Below are 21,750 nucleotides of genomic sequence, written 5' to 3'. Positions count from 1 at the left end.
TAGATTGAGAAAATATTGAACGAAAAGGCCGTTTAACAGGCGAGAATGGCCTAAATTTAGTCCACTTTGTGAGGGCGATCATGGAAAATATAATGAACAAGCCAGTTATTGGCGTGGTGATGTGTAGAAACAGGCTTAAGGGTCATGAGACCCAGACCCTGCAAGAAAAGTACCTGAATGCCATTGTTAACGCGGGGGGCTTACCTATTGCCTTACCGCATGCGGTGGCAGAGCCAGAGCTACTTACCGCTCTGCTGCCAACCCTGGACGGGATTTACCTGCCGGGCAGCCCAAGTAACGTGCAGCCGCACCTGTATGGTGAAAACGGCGATGAGCCTAACGCCGATCCCGGGCGAGATCTTCTGAGCATGGCGCTGATTGCCGCCGCGCTCGAAAGGCGCATCCCCATTTTCGCCATCTGCCGGGGGCTGCAGGAACTGGTTGTTGCAACGGGAGGGACGCTGTATCGTCGCCTGTTCGAGCAGAACGACCTGCTTGAGCACCGGGAAGATCCTGAACTGCCGGTTGAGCTACAATACGCCCCGTCTCATGAGGTTCAGGTTCAGGAGGGAGGACTGCTGTCTCAATTAATACCAGGCTGTAACACATTTTGGGTAAACTCGTTACACGGGCAAGGTGCACGAACGTTAGGACCACGGCTCCGCGTGGAGGCCCGTTCGACGGACGGGCTGGTCGAAGCGGTCAGCGTTCATGACCACCCTTTCGCCCTCGGCGTGCAATGGCACCCCGAATGGAACAGCAGCGAGTACGCCCTGTCACGTATGTTGTTTGAAGGTTTTATCACCGCCTGTCAAAGCCACGTTGCCGAGAAGCAACGGCTTTGACCACTACCGTAAAGGAAATGCAACTATGAGCGATGACGGACTGGCGCCAGGGAAACGTCTGTCTGAGATCCGCCAGCAACTGGGTCTCTCGCAGCGGCGTGCCGCCGAACTGTCTGGGTTAACACACAGTGCCATCAGCACCATTGAACAGGACAAAGTCAGTCCTGCCATCAGTACGCTGCAAAAGCTGCTGAAAGTCTATGGGCTGTCGCTCTCGGAATTCTTTTCGGAACCGGAAAAACCTGATGAACCGCAGGTGGTTATTAATCAGGAAGACCTTATCGAAATAGGCAGTCAGGGGGTTTCGATGAAGCTGGTTCATAACGGAAATCCGAACCGTACGCTGGCGATGATTTTTGAAACTTACCAGCCTGGAACCACGACCGGAGAGAGGATCAAACACCAAGGTGAGGAGATAGGTACGATACTGGAAGGTGAAATAGTGCTGACCATTAATGGCCAGCCTTATCACCTGGTTGCGGGGCAGAGCTATGCCATCAATACCGGCATACCGCACAGCTTCAGCAACACCTCGGCAGGCATCTGCCGCATTATCAGTGCCCACACCCCTACCACGTTCTAATTACCACTCGGTCCCGGCGTAAGCGCGCTTACGCCGGGACAAATAAAAACGATCAATGTCGGCATTCAACGGGTTAATTCCCGGGATGCCTCACGGCTTCGTATTGCCTGAAACGGCCATGCCTTTATTTATCTGATTGCGAAAGAAAGGAGTGAATATGCATTTTCAGCACCTGACTTACTGGCAGGATAAAGCAAAAAACAGCGCCATTGAGACCCGGCTATTTATTAACGGTGCCTATTGTAACGCCGCCGATAATGCCACGTTTGAAACCGTCAATCCCGCAACCCAACAGACGCTGGCGAACGTGGCCCGGGGCAAGCAGGCGGACGTGGACCGTGCGGTTCAGGCCGCGCGTGAGGTATTTGAGCGCGGTGACTGGTCGCAGGCGTCTCCGGCGCAGCGCAAGGCCGTGCTAAATAAGCTCGCCGATTTGATGGAACGCCACGTCGAAGAGCTGGCCTTACTGGAAACGCTGGACACCGGTAAACCCATCCGCCACAGCCTGCGCGACGATATTCCCGGCGCGGCGCGCGCCATTCGCTGGTACGCCGAAGCGGCGGATAAAGTCTACGGCGAAGTGGCGCCTACGGGTCCGGACGAGCTGGCAATGATCGTGCGCGAGCCGATCGGGGTTGTCGCGGCCATCGTCCCCTGGAACTTCCCACTGCTGCTGGCCTGCTGGAAGCTGGGCCCGGCGCTGATCGCGGGCAATAGCGTGGTATTGAAACCGTCGGAGAAATCGCCGCTCACCGCCCTGCGGCTGGCCGGGCTGGCGAAAGAGGCGGGCCTGCCGGACGGCGTGCTGAATGTGATAAGCGGTTACGGCCACGAAGCGGGCCAGGCGCTGGCACTGCATCCGGAGGTCGAGGTGCTGACGTTTACCGGCTCTACCCGTACCGGCAAGCAGCTGTTGAAGGACGCGGGTGAAAGCAACATGAAGCGCGTCTGGCTGGAGGCAGGCGGCAAAAGCGCCAACATTATCTTTGCCGACTGTCCGGACCTGGACAAGGCCGTGAGCGCGACCGCCGCCGGGATTTTCTATAACCAGGGGCAAGTCTGTATCGCCGGTACCCGCCTGCTGCTCGAAGACAGCATCGCCGATGACGTCCTGGCAAAGCTGAAAGCGCAGGCCCGTCAATGGCAGCCGGGCGATCCGCTCGACCCCGACAGCACGATGGGAATGCTCATCGACGCTGCGCACGCCGATACCGTCCACACGTTCATTCGCGAGGGAACCCGGAAAGGTACGCTGCTGCTGGACGGGCGGGAACAGCTATGGCCTTCCGCAGTCGGTCCAACCATTTTTGTCGACATCGACCCAGCCTCCCCGCTGTGCCGGGAGGAGATTTTCGGCCCGGTGCTGGTCGTCACCCGCTTTAAAACCGAAGAGGAAGCCTTAACGCTGGCCAACGACAGTGAATATGGGCTTGGCGCAGCGGTATGGACACGCGATCTCTCCCGCGCGCACCGCATGAGCCGCCGCCTGAAAGCAGGCTCGGTCTTCGTCAATAACTATAACGACGGTGATATGACCGTACCCTTTGGCGGCTATAAGCAGAGCGGTAACGGCCGAGATAAGTCCCTGCACGCGCTGGAAAAATTTACTGAACTGAAAACCATCTGGATTGCCCTGGAGCCTCAATCATGACCGAACATACCACCAGCTACTACGCGGCCAGCGCGAACGCTTATGAACCTTTCCCGACGCTTAACGAGTCGATCAGCTGTGACGTGTGCGTGGTGGGCGGCGGCTATACCGGCCTCTCATCCGCGCTGCATCTCGCCGAAATGGGCTACGATGTGGTGCTCCTTGAAGGGGCGCGCATCGGTTTCGGCGCCAGCGGACGCAACGGCGGCCAGCTGGTTAACTCCTACAGCCGCGATATCGATGTGATTGAGAAAAACTACGGACCCGACGCTGCCAGAGTCCTCGGGAGCATGATGTTTGAAGGCGGGGAAATCATCCGGGAGCGTATCCAGCGCTATCAGATCCAGTGCGACTATCGCCCCGGCGGGCTGTTTGTGGCGTTAAACCATAAGCAGCTGGAGACGCTGGAGGAGCAAAAAGCCAACTGGGAACGCTACGGCAACACGCAGCTGGAGCTGCTGGACGCCAATGCCATCCGCCGGGAAGTCGACAGCGATCGCTATACCGGCGCGCTGCTGGACCGCAGCGGGGGGCACATTCATCCGCTGAACCTGGCAATCGGCGAAGCGGACGCCATTCGCCTGAACGGCGGGCGGGTGTATGAACAGTCCCCGGTGACCGCCATTCAGCACACCAGCCCGGCCGTGGTGAGCACGCAGCATGGCCAGGTGACGGCCCGCTACGTGATCGTCGCCGGGAATGCCTATCTGGGCGACAAGATAGAACCGGACCTGGCAAAACGCAGCATGCCCTGCGGCACCCAGGTGGTGACCACCGCCCCGCTGCCGGAGGAGGTAGCCCGCTCGCTGATCCCCAATAACTACTGCGTGGAAGATTGTAACTACCTGCTGGATTACTACCGTCTCACCGCCGACAACCGCCTGCTGTACGGCGGTGGCGTAGTCTACGGCGCGCGCGATCCGGACGATGTCGAGCGCCTGGTGATGCCAAAGCTGCTGCAAACCTTCCCTCAGCTGGCAGGCGTCAAAATCGACTACCGCTGGACGGGCAACTTCCTGCTGACCCTGTCGCGTATGCCACAGTTTGGTCGTCTGGATAAAAACATCTATTACATGCAGGGCTACAGCGGCCACGGCGTGACCTGCACCCACCTGGCCGGACGGCTGATCTCTGAACTGTTGCGCGGTGACGCTGAGCGCTTTGATGCGTTTGCCAAACTCCCGCACTACCCCTTCCCGGGCGGTCGCAGCCTGCGGATTCCATTCACGGCGATGGGCGCGGCGTATTACAGCCTGCGCGATCGTCTTGGCGTATGATCGTTTCGACAAAAGGGTATCTGACATGAGTAACCAGGAATTTCATCAGCGCAGACTTTCTGCCACCCCGCGCGGCGTAGGCGTAATGTGTGATTTCTTTGCCCGCACGGCGGAGAATGCCACGCTTACCGACGTGGAAGGCAACGACTATATTGATTTCGCCGCCGGGATCGCGGTACTGAATACCGGCCATCGTCATCCTGAACTGGTGGCCGCAGTGGAAAAACAGCTTCACCAGTTCACCCACACGGCCTACCAGATTGTGCCGTATGAAAGCTACGTTTCATTAGCCGAAAAGCTTAACGAGCTGGCCCCGGTGCAGAGCCCGGCCAAAACGGCGTTCTTCACAACGGGCGCGGAAGCGGTGGAAAATGCCCTTAAAATCGCCCGTGCCCACACCGGCAGACCGGGTGTGATCGCCTTCGGGGGAGGCTTTCACGGCCGAACCTATATGACCATGGCGTTAACCGGCAAGGTCGCGCCCTATAAGCTGGGATTTGGTCCCTTCCCGGGATCGGTGTATCACGTGCCGTATCCCTCCGAGCTGCACGGCATCACAACGCAGGACGCCATCACGGCGATTGAGCGCCTGTTCAAAGCTGATATTGAGGCGAAACAGGTGGCGGCGATTATTTTTGAACCCATTCAGGGTGAAGGTGGATTCAACGTCGCCCCGCCAGAGCTGGTGGCCGCCATCCGCCGTATCTGCGATGAGCACGGGATCGTGATGATTGCCGACGAAGTCCAGAGCGGCTTCGCCCGTACGGGTAAACTGTTTGCCATGGAACACTACGCGGACAAGCCCGACCTGATGACGATGGCTAAAAGCCTGGCAGGCGGAATGCCGCTGTCCGGCGTGGTAGGCCGCGCCGGGATCATGGACGCGCCGGCTCCCGGCGGTCTGGGGGGAACCTATGCAGGTAACCCGCTTGCGGTGGCCGCCGCGCACGCGGTGCTGAATATTATCGACAACGAGTCACTGTGCGCGCGCGCCCGTCATCTGGGCGAACGACTGACAGCCGCGCTGGAGGAGATTCAGGGCAGTTTTCCTGCGCTCGTGGCGATAAGGGGAAGAGGATCGATGATTGCAGCGGAGTTTTTTGATCCCGAGAGCCGCGAACCTTCGGCCGCCATCGCGCAGGCGATCCAGCAAAAGGCGCTCGCCCGGGGCCTGCTGTTGTTGATCTGCGGCCAGTACGGCAACGTGATCCGCTTCCTTTATCCGCTGACCATTCCGGATGCCCAGTTCACTCAGGCGCTGGCGATCCTGCAACAGGTTATGCGCGATAAGGCCTAAGCGCCCTCTGAAAACCGTCTGCCGGAATGCCGGCGACGGTTTCAACGGTGGAGGTCTGCATAGATTTCCTCCGCGTGGGAAATGTTGGGGAATTTGGTCTGTTTCATTGTATGCTCCCTGAAACACATCCCTGGCAAGAGGAAATAAGAATTGCAAAAAACATCAGCCTATCAGTCACTTGTGAAAACCTTCCAGCGTCTCTCCCGCTTCTCCCACCTCTCCTCCATCGCCAGCTGGGACATGTTCACCATGATGCCGCCGGGCGGCAGCGCCGCGCGCGGTGAAGCGCTGGCGGAGATGAGCGTCCTGCAACACCAGATCCTGACCGATAAAAAAGTGGGTGACTGGCTGGCTGCCGCGGCAAGCGAAGACCTGAATGATGTCGAACAGGCCAACCTGCGTGAAATGACGCGCCATTATCAACAAGCAACATTGCTGCCTGAATCGCTGGTGGAAGCCAAATCGCTGGCAGGCAGCAAATGCGAGCACGCGTGGCGTACTCAGCGCCCCGCCAACGACTGGGAAGGGTTTTCCGCCAACCTGAAAGAGGTGGTGAAACTGAGCCGCGAAGAGGCCCGCCTGCGCGCCGACGCCAAAGGGTGTTCGCCCTACGACGCGCTGCTCGATATTTTTGAACCCGACATGACGAGCGCGCGTCTGGACGTGCTGTTCGGCGACATGAAATCCTGGCTGCCGGACCTCCTGGCAAACGTCGTGGAAAAACAGGCTCAGCGGTCGTTCGTTCCGCCGCAGGGCCCTTCCCCGACAGCGACACAGCGTGAGCTGGGTCTGGAAGCCATGAAGATGCTCGGCTTCGATTTTAACGGCGGTCGTCTGGACGTGAGCGCCCACCCGTTCTGCGGCGGCGTGCCAGAAGACGTGCGTATCACCACGCGCTACGACGAGGACGAGCTGCTGAGCGCGCTGTTTGGCGTGATCCACGAAACCGGACATGCGCGCTACGAACAAAACCTGCCGCGCGCCTGGGCCGGACAGCCCGTGGCGCTGGCGCGCTCAACGGCAATCCACGAATCTCAGAGCCTGTTCTTTGAGATGCAGCTCGGGCGTAGCGAGGCCTTCCTGAAGCATCTACTCCCTGCCGTTCACGCCCGCTTTGGCAGTCAGGCTGCGTTCAGCGAAGAGAACTTTATCGCCTGGAACCAGCGCGTGAAGCCGGGCTATATCCGCGTGGATGCGGACGAAGTGAGCTACCCGGCGCACGTGGTGCTGCGCTATGAAATTGAACGCGCGTTGATCAACGGCGACATTGAGGTAGACGACATTCCGGCGCTGTGGGATGAGAAAATGCAGGCCTGGCTTGGGCTATCGACCAAAGATAACTATCGTAACGGTTGTATGCAGGATATCCACTGGACCGACGGCGGCTTTGGGTATTTCCCGTCGTACACGCTGGGTGCGATGTACGCTGCGCAGCTCTTCCACGCCGCGAAAACGGCGCTTCCGGGTCTGCAAGCGTCTATTGCTAACGGCGATTTCTCAGCGCTGTTCGACTGGCTACGCCAGAACGTCTGGCAGCACGGCAGCCGGTTTAGCACCTCTCAGCTGATTACCCAGGCGACGGGGGAAGATCTGAATATCCGCTACTTCCGCGAGCACCTGACGTCACGCTATTTGTAATCGACATTGCCGGGGAACCCCGGCAATGTACAAACGGTTACACGCCGATACCAATCACTCACGGAAACCCCGAGTTTACAGGGATATAGTTCTTTCAACGGCCCCGCAGTGGGGTTAAATGAAAAACCAAATTCGAGGGTATGAAAATGAAAAAAGTATTAGCTCTGGTTGTTGCCGCTGCTATGGGTCTGTCTTCTGCTGCATTTGCTGCTGAAACTACCGCGACCGCAACACCTGCTGCGGCTCCAGCTGCAACCACCACCGCTGCGCCAGCCAAAGCGGTTCACCATAAGAAACATCACAAAGCAGCAAAACCTGCTGCAGAGCAGAAAGCCCAGGCCGCTAAAAAGCACCACAAAAAAGCGACTAAACCTGCTGTAGAGCAGAAAGCGCAGGCGGCTAAAAAGCATCACAAAAAAGCAGTAAAACACGAAGCTGCTAAACCAGCTGCACAGCCAGCTGCGTAAGAGTACAAGCTAAACCGTGCCCTTCGGGGCACGTTGGTAAACCGGCGCTGAACCGACCAGTTCCGCGCCGTTTTTTTATCCGGAGGGCGTATGCTGCGGCGCTATCGGTTTGAGCTCATTCTTATCTTGCTTATTTTATGCGCGCTCATCGCAAGCCAGTTTTATCTTTCCTGATTGTAGCACGCTGATTTTACTCCCACTTTCGCGCTGTCCCGTCTATAGTATTTTCATAGGGTTCACTTTTAATAATCATAATTACCCACCAGAGTGTGATATGCGTAAATCTGTTGTGTTGTTACTGGGAACGTTTGGTCTTTTTTCAGGATTCTTACATGCGGACGATGGTGATGAAGACGCTATCAGCGCCAAAGAGGTCAAGACCCTTTTTTTTGGTCATGATGACCGCACGCGGGTTACAGATCCGACGCAGGCCCCCTGGGATGCCATAGGACAACTGGAAACGGCCAGCGGTAACTTATGTACCGCAACATTAATTACGCCTCAACTGGCACTGACGGCCGGTCATTGCCTTCTCATGCCGCCAGCCGGTAAACCGGATAAAGCTATCGCCCTGCGCTTTGTGTCGCAAAAAGGGGTCTGGCGCTATGAGATCCACGGCATTGAAGGACGGGTTGATCCCTCTCTGGGTAAACGCTTAAAACCGGATGGTGAGGGCTGGATTGTTCCCCCTGCCGCCGCATCCTGGGATTTTGGGCTAATTGTTCTGCGTTATCCGCCATCGGGTATCACACCCCTGCCCTTATTCGACGGTGACAAAGCCGCGCTGACGGCGGCACTGAAAGCCGTCGACCGAAAAGTGACGCAATCCGGCTACCCGGTCGATCATCTTGATTCTCTCTACACACATACAGACTGCACGGTCACTGGCTGGGCGCAAAGCAGCGTGCTCTCGCATCAGTGCGATACGCTACCGGGTGACAGCGGGTCACCGCTGATGTTGAAAACCGAAAATGGCTGGCAGTTGATCGGTGTTCAAAGCTCTGCCCCATCCGCCAAAGACAGATGGCGCGCCGATAACCGTGCCCTGTCGGTTACCGGTTTTCGCGACAAGCTGGAAGCGCTCGCGCAGCAATAAAAAAGGCAGCGAATATCGCTGCCTGAAGAGGATGTCGAAACTGACATCAGGCGAGTTTTATCATAATCATGCCTGCGAGCAGCAGAACTAGGCCGATCCAGCCTTTGTGATTCAAACGCTGACCGAACAGGATCCAGCCTGCTGCCAGGGTGGCGGCGATACCGAAGCCACCCCACAGCGCATAGGCCACAGAAAGGTCGATCCCTTTTACCGCCTGCGACAGGGCGCTAAATGCCCCCAGCACGGCGGCAATGGACATCAGGCCATAAAACTTACGGCGAAAACCGTCAGAGAATTTCAAAAAGACGTTAGCCACGATTTCCAGCACGATGGCCAGCGCCAGCCAGGCCGCGTGGATCCATTCAAACTGCTGCATGAGCCTGCTCCTTCTGCTGTTTCGTCGGTTTACGTGTACCCGATTTAATCAGCACGATACCTACCACCAGCGTGGTTAATCCGGCAATTTTCATTGTCGACAAGGTTTCGTCAAATATCATGACGCTGAACAGCGTGATCAATAAAATACCGATACCTTCCCACAGGGCATACGCGACACCCAGCGCGATTTTTTTTACCGCAAATGAGAGGAAAATATAGGAAAGGGTAATCATCACCAGCATTAAAATAAAACCGGTATTACCATCGCTCACGCTTGCCCATTTCATCGACAGGGTGCCGGTAATTTCAGCGATAATAGCCAGGGCTAATAAAATCCAGTAAAACATGTTCTTCTCCTGCTTGAGAATATAATCCATCGTGGCTCGCGTTGGACAGCAAACCAAAAAATATTAAATGAGATCAGACAGCTAAGCGCAGGGCGCCAGCTCAGGCAGAAGACGTGACTACAGCGCGTTGCGCCAGTGTTGCTCACCAGACAGAAGGCAGAAGGAAGTGGAGAATACAGCGGTGTTTGTTGAAAAATACGTCCTGAACAAATTGTCCATAAAATTACAATTATCCGCGTTGTTGCTTCTCGTCTTTGCGGATGAAAATTGTCCTCGGTAGTTGAACACGCTAGATTTGTACCATAAGCCAGGGTTTTACTCAAAGTCTTTTCATTTCTTTACCCATTCCGTTTGATTTTGGTTAGTTTTTTTACTCGGATAATGCATCTATTATAAATAAAACATTATTCAGGAACTTCCATGGCTAAACCCATCATTACCCTGAACGGGCTGAAGATTGTCATTATGCTGGGCATGCTGGTAATCATATTGACCGGCGTTCGTTTTGCAGCCGACATCATTGTGCCATTTATTCTGGCGCTTTTTATTGCGGTGATCCTGAACCCGCTGGTACAGCGCCTGGTGCGGCTACGCGTTCCCCGCGTGCTGGCGATCACGCTGCTCATCAGCATTATCATCGTTGTCATGGTGCTACTGGTAGCCTATCTCGGGACATCGTTGAACGAGCTGGCGCGTACGCTACCAAAATACCGTTCGTCGCTGGCGATCCCGCTCCTGCAACTCGAGCCCTGGCTGCAGCGGGCAGGTATTGAGGTCTCGGTTGAGGAACTGCTGAAGTATATCGATCCGAATGCCGCCATGACCCTCGTTACCAGCCTGCTGGCGCAACTCTCTAACGCTATGACATCCATTTTCCTGCTGTTTTTGACGGTCGTGTTTATGCTGCTGGAAGTGCCGCAACTGCCCGCAAAGCTGCAGCAAATCATGGTTCGTCCGGTAGAAGGTATGGGGGCGATTCAGCGCGCGCTGGACAGCGTTTCACGCTATCTGGTGCTGAAAACCGCCATCAGCCTGGTGACTGGCCTGGTGGTCTGGGGGATGCTCGTCGCGCTGGATGTCCGCTTTGCTTTCGTCTGGGGATTGCTGGCTTTTGCCCTCAACTACATTCCTAACATTGGTTCCGTGCTGGCGGCGATCCCCCCTATTCTTCAGGCGCTGGTGTTCAGTGGGCTTTATGATGCGCTGGTTCTGTTAGCGGGTTATCTGGCGATCAACCTGGTGTTCGGGAACATTCTTGAACCACGCATGATGGGCCGCGGGCTGGGGCTTTCCACGCTGGTGGTGTTCCTGTCCCTGATATTCTGGGGCTGGCTGCTGGGTCCCGTGGGTATGCTGCTTTCTGTTCCACTGACGATCATCGTGAAGATTGGGCTGGAGCAAACGGCGGGCGGGCAAAGCATCGCCGTGCTGCTAAGCGATATGGATCATCGCTAGCCCCTCCATCGCCCTGCACCAGACTCTGGATCGCCGAATCGGCGATCCAGAGTGCCCGGGACATCATCTCCAGCCCATTTCCGGTGCGACATGCTTCAGAATGGACTCAATAACATGTGCGTTATAGTCCACGCCCAGCTGGTTCGGCACGGTCAGCAAGAGCGTATCCGCCTCGGCGATGGCCTCATCCTTTTTCAACTGTTCGATCAGCGCGTCAGGCTCTGCGGCATAGCTGCGACCAAAAATAGCGCGCGTTTTTTCATCAAGATAACCGACACTATCGCTCTCATTGCGGCTTGAACCGAAATACATCCGATCGCGGTCATCCATCAGGGCAAAAATGCTGCGGCTGACCGACACGCGTGGCTGACGGGTATGCCCCGCGTCGGCCCAGGCCTGCCGATACGCGCGGATCTGTTTTGCCTGCTGAATATGAAACGGCTCGCCGGTTTCATCGTCTTTCAGCGTGGAGCTTTGCAAATTCATTCCGAGGGTAGCGGCCCATACCGCGGTCGCATTCGACCCCGCGCCCCACCAGATACGGTCCCGCAAGCCTTCGGAATGCGGCTCCAGACGCAATAACCCTGGCGGGTTTGGGAACATCGGTTGTGGATTCGGTTTTGCAAATCCTTCTCCGCGCAGCACCTCGAGCAGCACCTCGGTATGACGGCGCGCCATATCCGATTCGTCTTCCCCTTCCTGCGGGACATAGCCAAAATGACGCCAGCCATCAATGACCTGCTCCGGGGAACCGCGGCTGATGCCAAGCTGTAAACGACCGCCGGAAATGAGATCCGCTGCCCCCGCGTCCTCCGCCATATACATCGGGTTCTCATAGCGCATGTCGATCACGCCCGTACCGATTTCAATACGTTTGGTTTTTGCACCTATCGCCGCCAGTAAGGGGAACGGTGAGCTCAGCTGGCGGGCAAAGTGGTGTACGCGGAAATAGGCACCGTCTGCTCCCAGCTCTTCGGCCGCCACGGCCAAATCGATCGACTGCAGCAGCGTGTCTGCCGCCGAGCGCGTACCGGACTGCGGCGACGGCGTCCAGTGACCAAAGGATAAAAACCCGATCTTTTTCATGACTCTGTGTCCTGATAATGCTTTGCGTTGTACCTACTTTACGCATTACCAGGTGAGAATAAATGGCGTTTATTTAACGGAGTGATTCAAATAAATTGACAGAATTGAGCAGTGCGTCATTACGCGCCATAATGGGATATAATATTTCCCTCTCTTTTCATGGCAGGTAAAACCAGCAATGGCTTTGATCCCCAAAAACTACGCGCGGCTGGAAAGCGGCTATCGCGAAAAAGCTTTAAAAATCTACCCATGGGTCTGCGGACGCTGCTCGCGCGAGTTTGTCTATTCCAACCTGCGAGAACTGACGGTTCACCATATCGATCACGACCATACTAATAACCCGGAAGATGGCAGCAACTGGGAGCTGTTGTGCCTGTTTTGCCATGACCATGAGCACTCAAAATACACCGAAGCGGATCAGTACGGTACTACCGTCGTGGCCGGTGAAGACGCGCAAAAAGACGTGGGCGTCGCCACGTTTAACCCGTTTGCCGATTTAAAAGCGATGATGAACAAGAAGAAGTAACGCTTCGCTGCCATACCTGTCGTTCGCGTGACTCAGGGGGCACAGACCCCCTTCTGTTTTACGCGACTTTCAGCGCAAAACGGTCTTTCAGGACATGGCGGATTTCCTCCTCCGCCAGCTGCCGCGTTTCAGTGCCGTTCGCCGTGATGGTTTTCAGCATATCGCCCAGTAAAATCTGGCGTCCTTCGGGGCTGTGCTGCACCACCACCCGCTTCTGCACAAAGATCGCCTCCGGGTGCGTGGAGTTAAGGTAGTTGGACGGGACGAAATCAATCCATTCCTGAGGCGTGAGATCAAAGCCGTATTGATTAGCCCATTCCCCCTCCACCTTCGCCTGAAGCAGGTACTCGCCCTCCGCGCTGCGGCTCAGTCGGAACGTGTCGAAATCCTGCGTGATTTCCACATCAAGCGTGTCCAGCGCCATCGGCGCGCGAATGCCGTAGCTGCCGAACCCGAGGTCGCAAAGCCACTGTCGGCTCTCCACCTCAGCGATGAGCGCCATATGGGTTTTCGGCCGCCGCGCGGGGTAGAACATCGGGCGCGCCGCCACAAAACGGTAAGGTATCCCTAACGCCTCCAGCGCCATGGCAAAAAGCCCGTTCACCTCATAGCAGTAGCCGCCGCGCCCCTGCGTTAGCACCTTATCGGCAATGTCGTCTGGCACCAGAGAGACAACTTTGCCCGCCTGTACATCCAGATTTTCAAACGGGACTGAAAAGAGCTGATGACGCATAAGAGCATGCAGAGTGACCGTATCGGCACCCGCCGGTCCGGTATAGTTTATGCGTTTGAAATAGGTGGAAATGTTGAAGTTTTCGCTGTGCATAATGCCTCCTTGTCCTGAACATGTCGGACACTATAGATGGCGCACATCATTGGCTGTATAGTCAGTTTTATCGAAAATTAGCCTGAACAGATACCCATGTCTGCCCCGTCCCAGTCGTCCCCACACTATCGTCGAATTGCCGAGATGCTGCGCCTCACGCTGACGTCTGGCGCGCTGCGCGCCGGTGACAGGATGATCTCCGCGCGTAAACTGGCCGAACGCGAGCACGTTAGCCTTCCGACGGCGCTGGAGGCCCTTCGCTGCCTGGAGGCTGAAGGGCTGATCGTTGCGCGTCCGCGTTCAGGTTATTACATCCGCCAGACCAGCCTCCCTCCGCGCGTGGAGACTTCCCGTTTCCCGCCAGGTCCGGTGCCTGTCACCCTGTCGGCCGTGGCCCGGTCGCTGTTCAGCAGTGCAGAAGCCCGTCTGGTTCCGCTGGGCGCCGCCCTGCCCGATCCCGCGTGGCTGCCAGGAGATGCGCTACAGCGGGCGTTGCACTCTGCGAGTCGTCGTCTGGACGCGCATGGGCAGAGCTATAGCCTGCCTCCGGGAAGGGTTGATTTGCGCACCAGGATTGCCGCGCGTTCTGCGCAATGGGGAGCCCGTTTCGGCGCAGACGATCTCATTATCACCGCAGGCGCAACGCAGGCGCTGCGTCTGGCCCTTCGGGCCGTGTGTCAGCCGGGTGATGTCGTGGCGATTGAGCAGCCCGCTTATTTTGGCACGCTCCTGCTGCTGGAGGATTTAGGCCTGAAGGCTTTAGCGATCCCCACCGATCCTGTCGAAGGTCTGCTGCTGGAACCGCTGGCGGACGCCATTCGCTGCCACCGGCCCGCAGCCGTTCTGGCCTCGCCCACTGTGCAAAACCCGCTGGGTGCCAGCATGCCCGTCGCGCGCAAGCAGGAACTGGTTGCCCTGCTTGAAGAGGCAGAAATTCCTTTAATTGAGGACGATGTTTACGGTGATCTGGTCGGTGACGGGCAGCGACCTCCGGCCTGTAAGGCATTCGACCAGAGCGGGAATGTGATTTACTGCAGCTCGCTGTCTAAAACGCTTGCGCCGGGCTGGCGAATCGGCTGGATTGCGCCAGGACGCTACCATTTGCAGGTTTTACAGGCCCGCATGGCCGGAGACTGGGCGGGTGCCCCGCTGCTGGAAGCCGCGGCGAGCGAGATGCTGGCAAGCGGCGACTACGATCGCCACCTGCGGCGGCTAAAGCGCCGGGTCGCAGAGGGTGTTTTAGCCGTCGTCGCACGAGTCAAAGCCAGCTTCCCTCCCGGTACGCGCGTTAGCGTACCCGCTGCCGGCTTCCTGCTATGGGTAGAGTTGCCTCAGCAGGTCAACACGCTGGAGGTGCATCGTCGCGCGCTGGCGCTGGGCATTGGCGTCAGCCCTGGCCCCCTGTTTTCCCCTGGCGCAGAGTTAACGCACTTTCTGCGGCTGAACTGCGCAAACGACCCCTCGCCCCGCCTGCTGAACGCCGTGGAACAGATTGGCGCGCTGTGTCATGAACTGGCTGCTTTCACACCAGACTCTCCAGCCACTCGGTAAAGACCCGCACCTTGCGGGAGAGGTGGCGGTGCGGGTAGAGAAGCGACAGTTTGCGGTCCGGAGAGCGATGCTCTGGTAGAACTTCAACCAGAAGACCGCGGTCAATGTAAGGCTGGAGAAAGAGATTCATCCCCTGCATTAACCCCAGCCCGGCCAGACCTGCTGCGATGTAGGCCTCGGAGTTATCCACGACAAGCTTACCGGGTAGAGTGATCTCCGCGATGCCTTCTGGCGTCGTAAACGTCCACGGATGGATTTGTCTGCTGTTGTTATTCACCCAGTTGATGGCCTGATGTTGGTGTAAATCATCCAGCGTTTCTGGCGTGCCGTGTTGTGCCAGCCAGGCCGGACTGGCACAGGTCGTAATTTTGATGTTCCCCACTTTTCGTGCGATATAGTCGCCGTCGTCCAGTTCGCCCACCCGCAGCACGCAGTCAAGACCGTCCCGCAGCATATCCCGGCGGCGATCGGAGCTGCTCAGAATGATGTCGATCTCAGGATGCTGCCGATAAAAATCAGGCAGGTTCGGTATCACCTTCAGCACCGCAAAAGCGATGGGCATATCCACACGCAGCTGGCCGTGTATTGCCCGGTCAGCGCCAAACGACTCCAGCAATTCGTCCGCCTGCGCCAGCAGGGGTTTACTCCGGCGATAAAACGCATCGCCATCCGGCGTCAGGCTAATCCGACGCGTTGTTCGCTGCAGCAAACGCGTGCCGCTGTGCTGCTCCAGAAGCTGTAACGCTTTGGTGACCGCCGGCCGATGGATCTGCAGATTTTCCGCAGCCCTGGACAAGCTCCCCGACTCGACAATTTCAATAAAAATTCGAATAGATTCAAAGAGGTTTATGTTCATAAGGGACGCTCTTGCCGCGAGCAGGATAAAATTATTGTTATTAATTTTATAACAGTGATGAATCTTTTTGGCTATTTTTCCTAACAATTCTTCGCCCTACACTCTCCTCCATTCAAACGAGAGGGAGAACCCGCTATGAAAAATAATCGTATCTGTCAGATCCTGGGGATCGAAAAACCTGTTATTCAGGGGCCGTTATCCTGGCTCACTGATGCCCGTTTAGTTGCCGCAGTCAGCAATGCTGGCGGGCTCGGCGTGCTGGGACCCAATGCCGGTTTAACCGCGGACACCGCAGTTTCCACGCCGGAAGAGACCGCCGAAAAAATGCGCGAGGAGATTCGTAAAACCAAACGGCTGACCGAGAAACCCTTTGGCGTGAACCTGATCCCCACCGCCGTTAACGACGTCTGGACAGGGCCGATCCTTCAGGTGGTGAAAGAAGAAGGCGTCAGGGTTGTGGTGTATACGGGCTATGGGGAAGGCAGCATTATTCCGGCGCTGTTCAGCGAGTTAAAAGAGGCGGGTATCGCCATTATCTATCGCGATATCAACCCCACGCCGGAGAACACCCGCCTCGCAGAAGATGCGGGAGCAGACATTATTGTCGCCACCGGTTTTGATGAGGGCGGGACCTTACCCGCAACAGCGCTTGGCACCTTTTCCATCGTGCCGCTGATTGCCGATGCCGTGAAGCACATCCCGGTGATGGCCGCGGGCGGCATTACCGATAATCGCACCGCCAGAGCGGCGCATGCATTGGGTGCGGAAGGCGTGTTTGCCGGTTCGGTCTTTATCAGCACGGAAGAAAGCCGCGTGCCGCAGAGCGTCAAAGAGAAAATTGTTGCCGCCAACGGTCTCGACTTGCTGCTTTTTCGCACCGTACCCCATTACTACCGCTCTCTGCCCGGCAAGCTGGCGGAAAAACTGGCGGCGATGGATAAAGCAGGCGCAAGCAACGAAACGCTGGGCAAGGCGATGGGTGGATTACGGGGCCTGCGTCTTGGCATGCTCGAAGGCAATACCGATGAAGGCTATATCGCGCTCGGCACGGGGATTGGTAACATCCGCAGCGTGAAAAGCGTGGCCGAGATTGTCAATGCGTTAACGGTTGAGTAAGCCCTTAACTCTGATGCTATGGACGCTGCACAAGAGCGGCGTCCGCACACCGTCTGCGGTTGTTTTTCACAAATTGAGGATTGCGCGTTCTTTAACGACAGCGTCAGGATTGGCAGTTTTCACCGCAGCCAGAAAAGCCGTGAAGTTGTGATTCCAGAGGGTGAGATTGTTATAAAATTGCACCTGCTTTTCATTAGCACCATCACGGTAAATAACAATCCAGACCCTTCTGCTATTTATCTCGGTATTTCCCGGCCCGATTTTAATGATATCAGCCAGTGCGATCTTACGGGTGGCGTTTTTTTTAACTTCATATAAAAACAGGTCATCATAAAACCAGGTTTTACCTGCATTACCGCCAAATAGTGAGGGGTTGGCAGAAATCTTTTTCATCCCGTTACGATCTGAAATGATCCGTTTTGCCTGGCGAATGCGTCTGACAAAAAAGCTTAACAGAATGAAAAACGCAATGAGGGGCAGCGCGACTGATAGTATTTTTAAACTCTCGTGCATATCCCTGCCCCCGCCATATTTTTTTATCAACGCGTGAGTATAACGCGCCGATCGTTGATGACAACAACCCTTACAGTCAGGGAATAATCCGCGCGGCTCTCAGCTGCGCGAACAGGCGGAAAAACATCTCATCGGTCGCCTGCATTTGCGTAAAGCCCGCCCTGCGCAGCTTGCTCCCGTCCCCAAACATGTCGTAATTCCAGCTAAAGACAAAATCGGCAAACTGTCCGTCGCTCAGTTGCATAATATCCGCTTCCACCAGCCGCTCTCCGGCAAGCTCGCGCCATACGCCGCGATAATCGTTAAACAGCTGATGAAATGACAATCTTACCGGCGGCGCAGAGTCCAGTTCAAACCAGCGTGCGATACGCGGCCACAGCTCGCTCCAGCGCCAGATATCGCCATTGTTCACGTTGAATGCCTGATTCTGTGCCTCGGGTGACGTGGCGGCCCACAGCGTTACCTCGGCCAGCAGCCCGGCGTCGGTATGATCAACGATGCTGTGCCAGGTCTGTTCCGAACCGGGAAAACGCAGCGGTAAATCCAGCGCCTTGCACAGGGAGGCGTAGAGGGCGATGCTCAGCGCAAGATTCATGGCATTGCCCGGTACCGCACTCCCCACCACGCCCGGCCTGATGGCATTCCAGTGCCAGCGTTTTCCCCGCTGAAACTGGCTGAGCCACGTGAGCTGCGCGGCGTTAAATTCGGCACCCGGTACGCCGGGATCGCTTTCCCGCGCCGGGGTTTTAAACGGCCCAAGATGCGCACCATAGACTTTGTACCCCTGCATCAGGCTTACCGTCTGTAGCGGTGCCGTTTTTTCGAGGGTGTTGACCAGATTACGCAGCATGGTGACGTTCGGCTCAACCATGTCTGTCCAGTTCGCCGCGTTCGCCCAGGCGCTGTAAAAAATGTGGGTGACACCGTTCAGGGCGTGCAGCGCCCGTGCAGTGTCCTGCGCATCCAGTAAATCGACGTTCACCAGGGGGATGCCGTCAGGATGAGACTCGGCATGGCGGCTAAGGCCGATCACCTTCCACTGATGGTGCAGAAGCGTGTTGACCAGCTGTCTGCCGACAATGCCGCTGGCACCCGCGACCAGGGCGACATTGTGTTCCTGCATCTTATTCATGGTGTTTCTCCGGAATGGGTGACAGACGCAGTGTGATATATTATTTTTTCTGGAGATATCCCCTGAAACCGATGGCACTTATAAGCAGAATCATTAAATGAATAACAAGCTCAATGCCATTTCTACCTTTCTGCGCGTCGCTGAAGCGGGCTCGTTTTCTGCAGCCGCCCGTCAGACAGGTATTAAGCAGTCCGCCGTCAGTCAACAGATCGCGGCGCTTGAGGAATCGCTGGGTGTGGTATTGCTGCACCGTACAACGCGTACGATGAAGTTGACCGAACAGGGTGAACGTTACCGGCGAGATATGCAGCTTGTGCTGGACGCCATGGGGGAAGCGGAGAGGCGTTTACATCCTGTCGATCATAGCGTTCAGGGACGCGTCCATGTCCAGTTACCGAGCGGCCTGGGGCAGATCATTTTGCCGCATCTGCTGGGGCTGCAGCGCCTGCATCCCGAACTGCAGCTGATGATTTCCCTGGATGACCGCCTTGCCGATCTGGTGACGGAAGGCGTGGATGTTGCGATACGGCTAAGCAGTGAGCCTCCGCAGGCGCACGCGGCTCGCGTGCTGGCGCGGATTGAAGCCGCGCTGTTTGCCGCTCCCGGCTTTCAGGCGGTACACGCCGTCAGCGAGCTGGCGACGCTGCCACACGTACGGTTCAGCGGTATTCCGCTGGATGCTCCCCTGCGTCTGATTTCTGGCGAGGAAACGGTCGAGATAAACGTGAATACCGTTTTCCGTGCCAATACCAGCGACGCGCTGCTACAGGCGCTGGCATCCGGCATTGGCATCGGCGGCCTGCAGCGACCGCTCGCGGCCCGCGCGCTGCAGGCGGGCACGCTGGTACCGATACTGCCCGACTGGCGGTTACCCGATCGCTTCCTCTATGCCGTTTATCCTGACGCCCGCTTTATTCCGCAGCGCGTCAGAAAGGTCGTCAGCGTGATTGAGCAGTTACTGCCTGAAATAATAAAGAAAAATTAATTGTTCCCGCCGTAAACCACGTGCATTTTTTAACCGCAAGGAATAGAGTGTTTTTACCGTATCCCCTCTTTCTGGAGCACTTATGCCGGATTACTGTTTTTTCAAAAAAGGCCCAAACCTCATTGCGATCGAGAGCGCGAACACCGATGCGGCCGCTCAGCTCACCGCTCAGGGGTTTGAAAAACAGTTTGAGAAGATCGGCGCCATGGATGAAAAAGAGGCGCTGACCCGCCTTGCTGATATCCGTAAAAATGATGACATCGATCGCCATAACTTCCTGGCCGGAGCGGGCCAAATGCCGTGGATCGGCGTGCTGACGGCTGCGGCAACCTGGTTGACGCAAAAGAAATAACGCAACGCTCCTCTACTTCGCCACCGGCAAATCGGCGTACCGCGTCGTATAGGCCGGTGACAGCATCTCGCGCTTCATCGCCCAGGATTTCTCAATCCCCTGCCCGGCGAACCATATCTTCCCTTTGCCGGAATGATTTACGCTGTCGATCATCTCCATCAGCGCTGCGCTGTTGGCGCGCAGTCGATTATCGTCAAACAAATTAAGCTGGGCGACGCCGCTGCTGAAAAAGTCCGCCAGCATGACTCCGGCTTTCATATAGCGATAGCCGTCGAGCCATATACGCCCCAGCGCCTCCGTGGCGGCGCGGATAATATCGCGCGAGTCATTGGTGGGCGTCATCAGCGTGACAGAAGCCTGATTGCCGTAATAAATTTCGTTGTCAGCGTGCGGGCTGGTGCGCACAAACACGCTGATAAAGCGACAGTACTGATGCTCGCCGCGCAGTTTTTCCGCTGCGCGTTCCGCGTAGGCGCAAATGGCCTGGTGCATCTCTTCGTATTGCGTAATACGGTGTCCAAATGAACGGCTACAGATAATTTGCTGCTTAGTGGGGGTGAACTCTTCCAGATCAAGGCACGGCTCGCCGCGAAGCTCGCGCGCCGTACGTTCCATTACCACGTTAAAATGTTTGCGAATGACCCAGGATGACGCTTCCGCCAGTTCCAGCGCCGTGGTAATGCCCATCGCGTTCAGTTTTTTCGTAATGCGCCGTCCTACTCCCCACACCTCCTCTACCGGAACCTTTTCAAGCAGTTTACGCTGCCGCTCGCGGCCTGAGAGATCGACCACGCCGCCCGTGCTGGCCCAGCGTTTCGCCGCATAGTTGGCCAGTTTCGCCAGCGTTTTTGTCGGAGCAATACCGACGCCAACGGTTAAGCCCGTATTTTTAAAGACCTGCGTGCGCATCTGGTGACCGAACGTTTCCAGCGACAGGCAGTGGCTGACACCCGAAACATTCACAAATGCTTCATCAATGGAGTAGATCTCAATGGCCGGAGCGAGATCGGTCAGCGTCTGCATGACCCGGCTGCTGAGATCGGCATACAGCGCATAGTTCGAGCTAAAGACGTAAACCCGCGACGGGTAGCGCTTTTCTTTGAATTTAAAATACGGCTCACCCATTTTTATGCCGAACTGCTTTGCCTCTCGCGACAGTGAAATAATGCAGCCGTCGTTATTGGACACCACCACGATGGGCTTCCCTTCCAGATCGGGGCGGAACACCCGCTCGCAGTAGGCATAGAAGCTATTTACATCAACCAGCGCGAACATGTTTATGCGTTTTGAGTGTGTGGGTGACGACGCCGAAGATCTGCAGCTCCTCTTCGGACTGAAAGGCGATCGGCTGATAGCGGACATTATGTGGCAATAGCCTCAGAACCGGGCGGGTCTGTAGCTCTTTCACCGTAAACTCACCGGCGACCGATGCCACGACGATATCCCCATGTTCGGCATTTAACGAACGATCCACCACCAGCAGATCGCCATCGCTAATTCCCGCCCCAATCATGGAGTCTCCGCTCACCTTGATAAAATAGGTCGCACTGGGGTGTCTCACTGCCAGCCGGTTAAGATCGAGACGATCCTCCACGTAATCCTGCGCCGGGCTCGGGAAACCACAGGCGACGCGTTCTAAAAATAACGGTAATTCAATGACTTGTTTTGGGTGATAAGAAAAGAGAGTGTCCATAATGCCTTTCTCGCCAGATACTGTATATAAATACAGTATTACGGATTATGGACAAGGATCAAGATGATTTCCGGAGGCGA

The 21,750-nt window shown here is 56.4% G+C and carries 24 protein-coding genes; 14 read left to right on the top strand and 10 right to left on the bottom strand.

Translation table 11 applies throughout. The features are described 5' to 3' along the window. Positions 1-80 precede the first annotated feature (80 nt). The 8 genes from puuD to ACOQH0_RS10095 all read left to right on the top strand — a co-directional run bounded on the left by puuD (position 81) and on the right by ACOQH0_RS10095 (position 8,854). Positions 81-845, top strand: a complete 765-nt coding sequence (puuD, locus tag ACOQH0_RS10130; RefSeq protein WP_215230991.1) for a gamma-glutamyl-gamma-aminobutyrate hydrolase — start codon at positions 81-83, stop codon at positions 843-845. 25 nt (positions 846-870) lie between these two features. Beyond that, complete coding sequence (gene puuR, locus ACOQH0_RS10125) at positions 871-1,428, top strand: HTH-type transcriptional regulator PuuR (RefSeq protein WP_013096835.1); 558 nt, start codon at positions 871-873, stop codon at positions 1,426-1,428. 157 nt (positions 1,429-1,585) lie between these two features. Then, positions 1,586-3,079, top strand: a complete 1,494-nt coding sequence (gene puuC, locus ACOQH0_RS10120; protein ID WP_421512153.1) for an aldehyde dehydrogenase PuuC — start codon at positions 1,586-1,588, stop codon at positions 3,077-3,079. Continuing rightward, the gene (locus tag ACOQH0_RS10115; RefSeq protein ID WP_421512152.1) at positions 3,076-4,356 is read left to right on the top strand and encodes an NAD(P)/FAD-dependent oxidoreductase; all 1,281 of its coding nucleotides are present in this window, start codon (positions 3,076-3,078) and stop codon (positions 4,354-4,356) included. The genes puuC and ACOQH0_RS10115 overlap by 4 nt, the downstream gene beginning before the upstream one ends. 25 nt (positions 4,357-4,381) lie before the next feature. Further along, positions 4,382-5,653 carry a 4-aminobutyrate transaminase gene (gene puuE, locus ACOQH0_RS10110; RefSeq protein WP_421512151.1) on the top strand — a complete coding sequence of 424 codons (1,272 nt, stop codon included), beginning with the start codon at positions 4,382-4,384 and terminating at the stop codon, positions 5,651-5,653. A gap of 150 nt (positions 5,654-5,803) precedes the next feature. Next, positions 5,804-7,291, top strand: coding sequence for a carboxypeptidase M32 (locus ACOQH0_RS10105; protein WP_421512150.1), 1,488 nt, complete (start codon positions 5,804-5,806; stop codon positions 7,289-7,291). Positions 7,292-7,437: 146 nt separating this feature from the next. Further along, positions 7,438-7,758, top strand: coding sequence for an acid resistance repetitive basic protein Asr (gene asr / locus ACOQH0_RS10100; protein ID WP_029485059.1), 321 nt, complete (start codon positions 7,438-7,440; stop codon positions 7,756-7,758). Between the two features lie 274 nt (positions 7,759-8,032). Beyond that, on the top strand, positions 8,033-8,854 hold the full coding sequence (locus ACOQH0_RS10095) for a trypsin-like serine peptidase (protein WP_420986481.1): 822 nt from the start codon (positions 8,033-8,035) through the stop codon (positions 8,852-8,854). 46 nt (positions 8,855-8,900) lie between these two features. Here the strand turns inward: ACOQH0_RS10095 and mdtI are convergent, their stop codons facing one another. The 3 genes from mdtI to ACOQH0_RS10080 all read right to left on the bottom strand — a co-directional run bounded on the left by mdtI (position 8,901) and on the right by ACOQH0_RS10080 (position 9,867). Beyond that, positions 8,901-9,230, bottom strand: coding sequence for a multidrug/spermidine efflux SMR transporter subunit MdtI (mdtI, locus tag ACOQH0_RS10090; RefSeq protein WP_010430539.1), 330 nt, complete (start codon positions 9,228-9,230; stop codon positions 8,901-8,903). Next, positions 9,217-9,579 (bottom strand): multidrug/spermidine efflux SMR transporter subunit MdtJ, encoded by a 363-nt coding sequence (gene mdtJ / locus ACOQH0_RS10085; RefSeq protein WP_010430538.1) that lies wholly within the window; start codon positions 9,577-9,579, stop codon positions 9,217-9,219. The genes mdtI and mdtJ overlap by 14 nt, the downstream gene beginning before the upstream one ends. A gap of 117 nt (positions 9,580-9,696) precedes the next feature. Beyond that, positions 9,697-9,867 carry a hypothetical protein gene (locus ACOQH0_RS10080; protein ID WP_085928911.1) on the bottom strand — a complete coding sequence of 57 codons (171 nt, stop codon included), beginning with the start codon at positions 9,865-9,867 and terminating at the stop codon, positions 9,697-9,699. A 132-nt stretch (positions 9,868-9,999) separates the two neighbouring features. Between ACOQH0_RS10080 and ACOQH0_RS10075 the strand changes: the two genes are divergently transcribed. Next, positions 10,000-11,034 (top strand): AI-2E family transporter, encoded by a 1,035-nt coding sequence (locus ACOQH0_RS10075; RefSeq protein ID WP_100166815.1) that lies wholly within the window; start codon positions 10,000-10,002, stop codon positions 11,032-11,034. 63 nt (positions 11,035-11,097) lie between these two features. Here ACOQH0_RS10075 and ACOQH0_RS10070 read toward each other — a convergent pair whose 3' ends face one another. After that, positions 11,098-12,120 (bottom strand): LLM class flavin-dependent oxidoreductase, encoded by a 1,023-nt coding sequence (locus tag ACOQH0_RS10070; RefSeq protein ID WP_010430534.1) that lies wholly within the window; start codon positions 12,118-12,120, stop codon positions 11,098-11,100. Between the two features lie 178 nt (positions 12,121-12,298). Here ACOQH0_RS10070 and yajD point away from each other — a divergent pair, with 178 nt between their 5' ends. Beyond that, entirely contained in the window at positions 12,299-12,646 is a 348-nt protein-coding gene (yajD, locus tag ACOQH0_RS10065; protein WP_006808895.1) for an HNH nuclease YajD, read from the top strand. Positions 12,647-12,704: 58 nt separating this feature from the next. Here the strand turns inward: yajD and ACOQH0_RS10060 are convergent, their stop codons facing one another. Next, the gene (locus tag ACOQH0_RS10060; RefSeq protein WP_421512149.1) at positions 12,705-13,472 is read right to left on the bottom strand and encodes an arylamine N-acetyltransferase family protein; all 768 of its coding nucleotides are present in this window, start codon (positions 13,470-13,472) and stop codon (positions 12,705-12,707) included. Positions 13,473-13,568: 96 nt separating this feature from the next. Between ACOQH0_RS10060 and ACOQH0_RS10055 the strand changes: the two genes are divergently transcribed. Next, positions 13,569-15,023, top strand: coding sequence for a PLP-dependent aminotransferase family protein (locus tag ACOQH0_RS10055; RefSeq protein WP_421512148.1), 1,455 nt, complete (start codon positions 13,569-13,571; stop codon positions 15,021-15,023). On the opposite strand, the gene ACOQH0_RS10050 is transcribed toward ACOQH0_RS10055, so the two are convergent. Beyond that, a complete protein-coding gene (locus ACOQH0_RS10050) occupies positions 14,995-15,879 on the bottom strand; it encodes a LysR family transcriptional regulator (RefSeq protein ID WP_420986473.1) in 885 nt (294 codons plus the stop codon). The genes ACOQH0_RS10055 and ACOQH0_RS10050 overlap by 29 nt on opposite strands. A 135-nt stretch (positions 15,880-16,014) precedes the next feature. Between ACOQH0_RS10050 and ACOQH0_RS10045 the strand changes: the two genes are divergently transcribed. Beyond that, complete coding sequence (locus ACOQH0_RS10045) at positions 16,015-16,995, top strand: NAD(P)H-dependent flavin oxidoreductase (protein WP_421512147.1); 981 nt, start codon at positions 16,015-16,017, stop codon at positions 16,993-16,995. 66 nt (positions 16,996-17,061) lie between these two features. On the opposite strand, the gene ACOQH0_RS10040 is transcribed toward ACOQH0_RS10045, so the two are convergent. Continuing rightward, positions 17,062-17,508 carry a hypothetical protein gene (locus ACOQH0_RS10040; RefSeq protein ID WP_421512146.1) on the bottom strand — a complete coding sequence of 149 codons (447 nt, stop codon included), beginning with the start codon at positions 17,506-17,508 and terminating at the stop codon, positions 17,062-17,064. Positions 17,509-17,584: 76 nt separating this feature from the next. After that, positions 17,585-18,640, bottom strand: a complete 1,056-nt coding sequence (locus ACOQH0_RS10035; RefSeq protein ID WP_421512145.1) for an SDR family oxidoreductase — start codon at positions 18,638-18,640, stop codon at positions 17,585-17,587. A gap of 97 nt (positions 18,641-18,737) precedes the next feature. On the opposite strand from ACOQH0_RS10035, the gene ACOQH0_RS10030 reads away from it, so the two are divergent. Together ACOQH0_RS10030 and ACOQH0_RS10025 are read left to right on the top strand one after the other, a co-directional pair. Then, entirely contained in the window at positions 18,738-19,625 is an 888-nt protein-coding gene (locus tag ACOQH0_RS10030; RefSeq protein ID WP_218308129.1) for a LysR family transcriptional regulator, read from the top strand. Positions 19,626-19,707: 82 nt separating this feature from the next. After that, a complete protein-coding gene (locus ACOQH0_RS10025) occupies positions 19,708-19,977 on the top strand; it encodes a hypothetical protein (protein WP_010430487.1) in 270 nt (89 codons plus the stop codon). A 12-nt stretch (positions 19,978-19,989) separates the two neighbouring features. Here ACOQH0_RS10025 and umuC read toward each other — a convergent pair whose 3' ends face one another. Beyond that, the gene (gene umuC, locus ACOQH0_RS10020) at positions 19,990-21,252 is read right to left on the bottom strand and encodes a translesion error-prone DNA polymerase V subunit UmuC (protein WP_421512144.1); all 1,263 of its coding nucleotides are present in this window, start codon (positions 21,250-21,252) and stop codon (positions 19,990-19,992) included. Then, positions 21,236-21,670, bottom strand: coding sequence for a translesion error-prone DNA polymerase V autoproteolytic subunit (umuD, locus tag ACOQH0_RS10015; protein ID WP_010430481.1), 435 nt, complete (start codon positions 21,668-21,670; stop codon positions 21,236-21,238). The genes umuC and umuD overlap by 17 nt, the downstream gene beginning before the upstream one ends. Between the last annotated feature and the right edge of the window lie 80 nt (positions 21,671-21,750).

It is taken from the genome of Enterobacter sp. JS8-1 (genome assembly GCF_049187015.1).
In the GTDB taxonomy this organism is placed as follows: domain Bacteria; phylum Pseudomonadota; class Gammaproteobacteria; order Enterobacterales; family Enterobacteriaceae; genus Enterobacter; species Enterobacter mori.
The sequence above is the reverse complement of the archived record's forward strand: the minus strand, read 5'-3'. Positions and strand labels throughout refer to the sequence as shown.

Bases quoted from the DNA above. Each gene is read 5' to 3' on its own strand.
- puuD (WP_215230991.1), top strand. From the start codon at position 81: ATGGAAAATATAATGAACAAGCCAGTTATTGGCGTGGTGATGTGTAGA.
- puuR (WP_013096835.1), top strand. From the start codon at position 871: ATGAGCGATGACGGACTGGCGCCAGGGAAACGTCTGTCTGAGATCCGC.
- puuC (WP_421512153.1), top strand. From the start codon at position 1,586: ATGCATTTTCAGCACCTGACTTACTGGCAGGATAAAGCAAAAAACAGC.
- ACOQH0_RS10115 (WP_421512152.1), top strand. From the start codon at position 3,076: ATGACCGAACATACCACCAGCTACTACGCGGCCAGCGCGAACGCTTAT.
- puuE (WP_421512151.1), top strand. From the start codon at position 4,382: ATGAGTAACCAGGAATTTCATCAGCGCAGACTTTCTGCCACCCCGCGC.
- asr (WP_029485059.1), top strand. From the start codon at position 7,438: ATGAAAAAAGTATTAGCTCTGGTTGTTGCCGCTGCTATGGGTCTGTCT.
- ACOQH0_RS10095 (WP_420986481.1), top strand. From the start codon at position 8,033: ATGCGTAAATCTGTTGTGTTGTTACTGGGAACGTTTGGTCTTTTTTCA.
- mdtI (WP_010430539.1), bottom strand. From the start codon at position 9,230: ATGCAGCAGTTTGAATGGATCCACGCGGCCTGGCTGGCGCTGGCCATC.
- mdtJ (WP_010430538.1), bottom strand. From the start codon at position 9,579: ATGTTTTACTGGATTTTATTAGCCCTGGCTATTATCGCTGAAATTACC.
- ACOQH0_RS10075 (WP_100166815.1), top strand. From the start codon at position 10,000: ATGGCTAAACCCATCATTACCCTGAACGGGCTGAAGATTGTCATTATG.
- ACOQH0_RS10070 (WP_010430534.1), bottom strand. From the start codon at position 12,120: ATGAAAAAGATCGGGTTTTTATCCTTTGGTCACTGGACGCCGTCGCCG.
- yajD (WP_006808895.1), top strand. From the start codon at position 12,299: ATGGCTTTGATCCCCAAAAACTACGCGCGGCTGGAAAGCGGCTATCGC.
- ACOQH0_RS10060 (WP_421512149.1), bottom strand. From the start codon at position 13,472: ATGCACAGCGAAAACTTCAACATTTCCACCTATTTCAAACGCATAAAC.
- ACOQH0_RS10055 (WP_421512148.1), top strand. From the start codon at position 13,569: ATGTCTGCCCCGTCCCAGTCGTCCCCACACTATCGTCGAATTGCCGAG.
- ACOQH0_RS10050 (WP_420986473.1), bottom strand. From the start codon at position 15,879: ATGAACATAAACCTCTTTGAATCTATTCGAATTTTTATTGAAATTGTC.
- ACOQH0_RS10045 (WP_421512147.1), top strand. From the start codon at position 16,015: ATGAAAAATAATCGTATCTGTCAGATCCTGGGGATCGAAAAACCTGTT.
- ACOQH0_RS10040 (WP_421512146.1), bottom strand. From the start codon at position 17,508: ATGCACGAGAGTTTAAAAATACTATCAGTCGCGCTGCCCCTCATTGCG.
- ACOQH0_RS10035 (WP_421512145.1), bottom strand. From the start codon at position 18,640: ATGAATAAGATGCAGGAACACAATGTCGCCCTGGTCGCGGGTGCCAGC.
- ACOQH0_RS10030 (WP_218308129.1), top strand. From the start codon at position 18,738: ATGAATAACAAGCTCAATGCCATTTCTACCTTTCTGCGCGTCGCTGAA.
- ACOQH0_RS10025 (WP_010430487.1), top strand. From the start codon at position 19,708: ATGCCGGATTACTGTTTTTTCAAAAAAGGCCCAAACCTCATTGCGATC.
- umuC (WP_421512144.1), bottom strand. From the start codon at position 21,252: ATGTTCGCGCTGGTTGATGTAAATAGCTTCTATGCCTACTGCGAGCGG.
- umuD (WP_010430481.1), bottom strand. From the start codon at position 21,670: ATGGACACTCTCTTTTCTTATCACCCAAAACAAGTCATTGAATTACCG.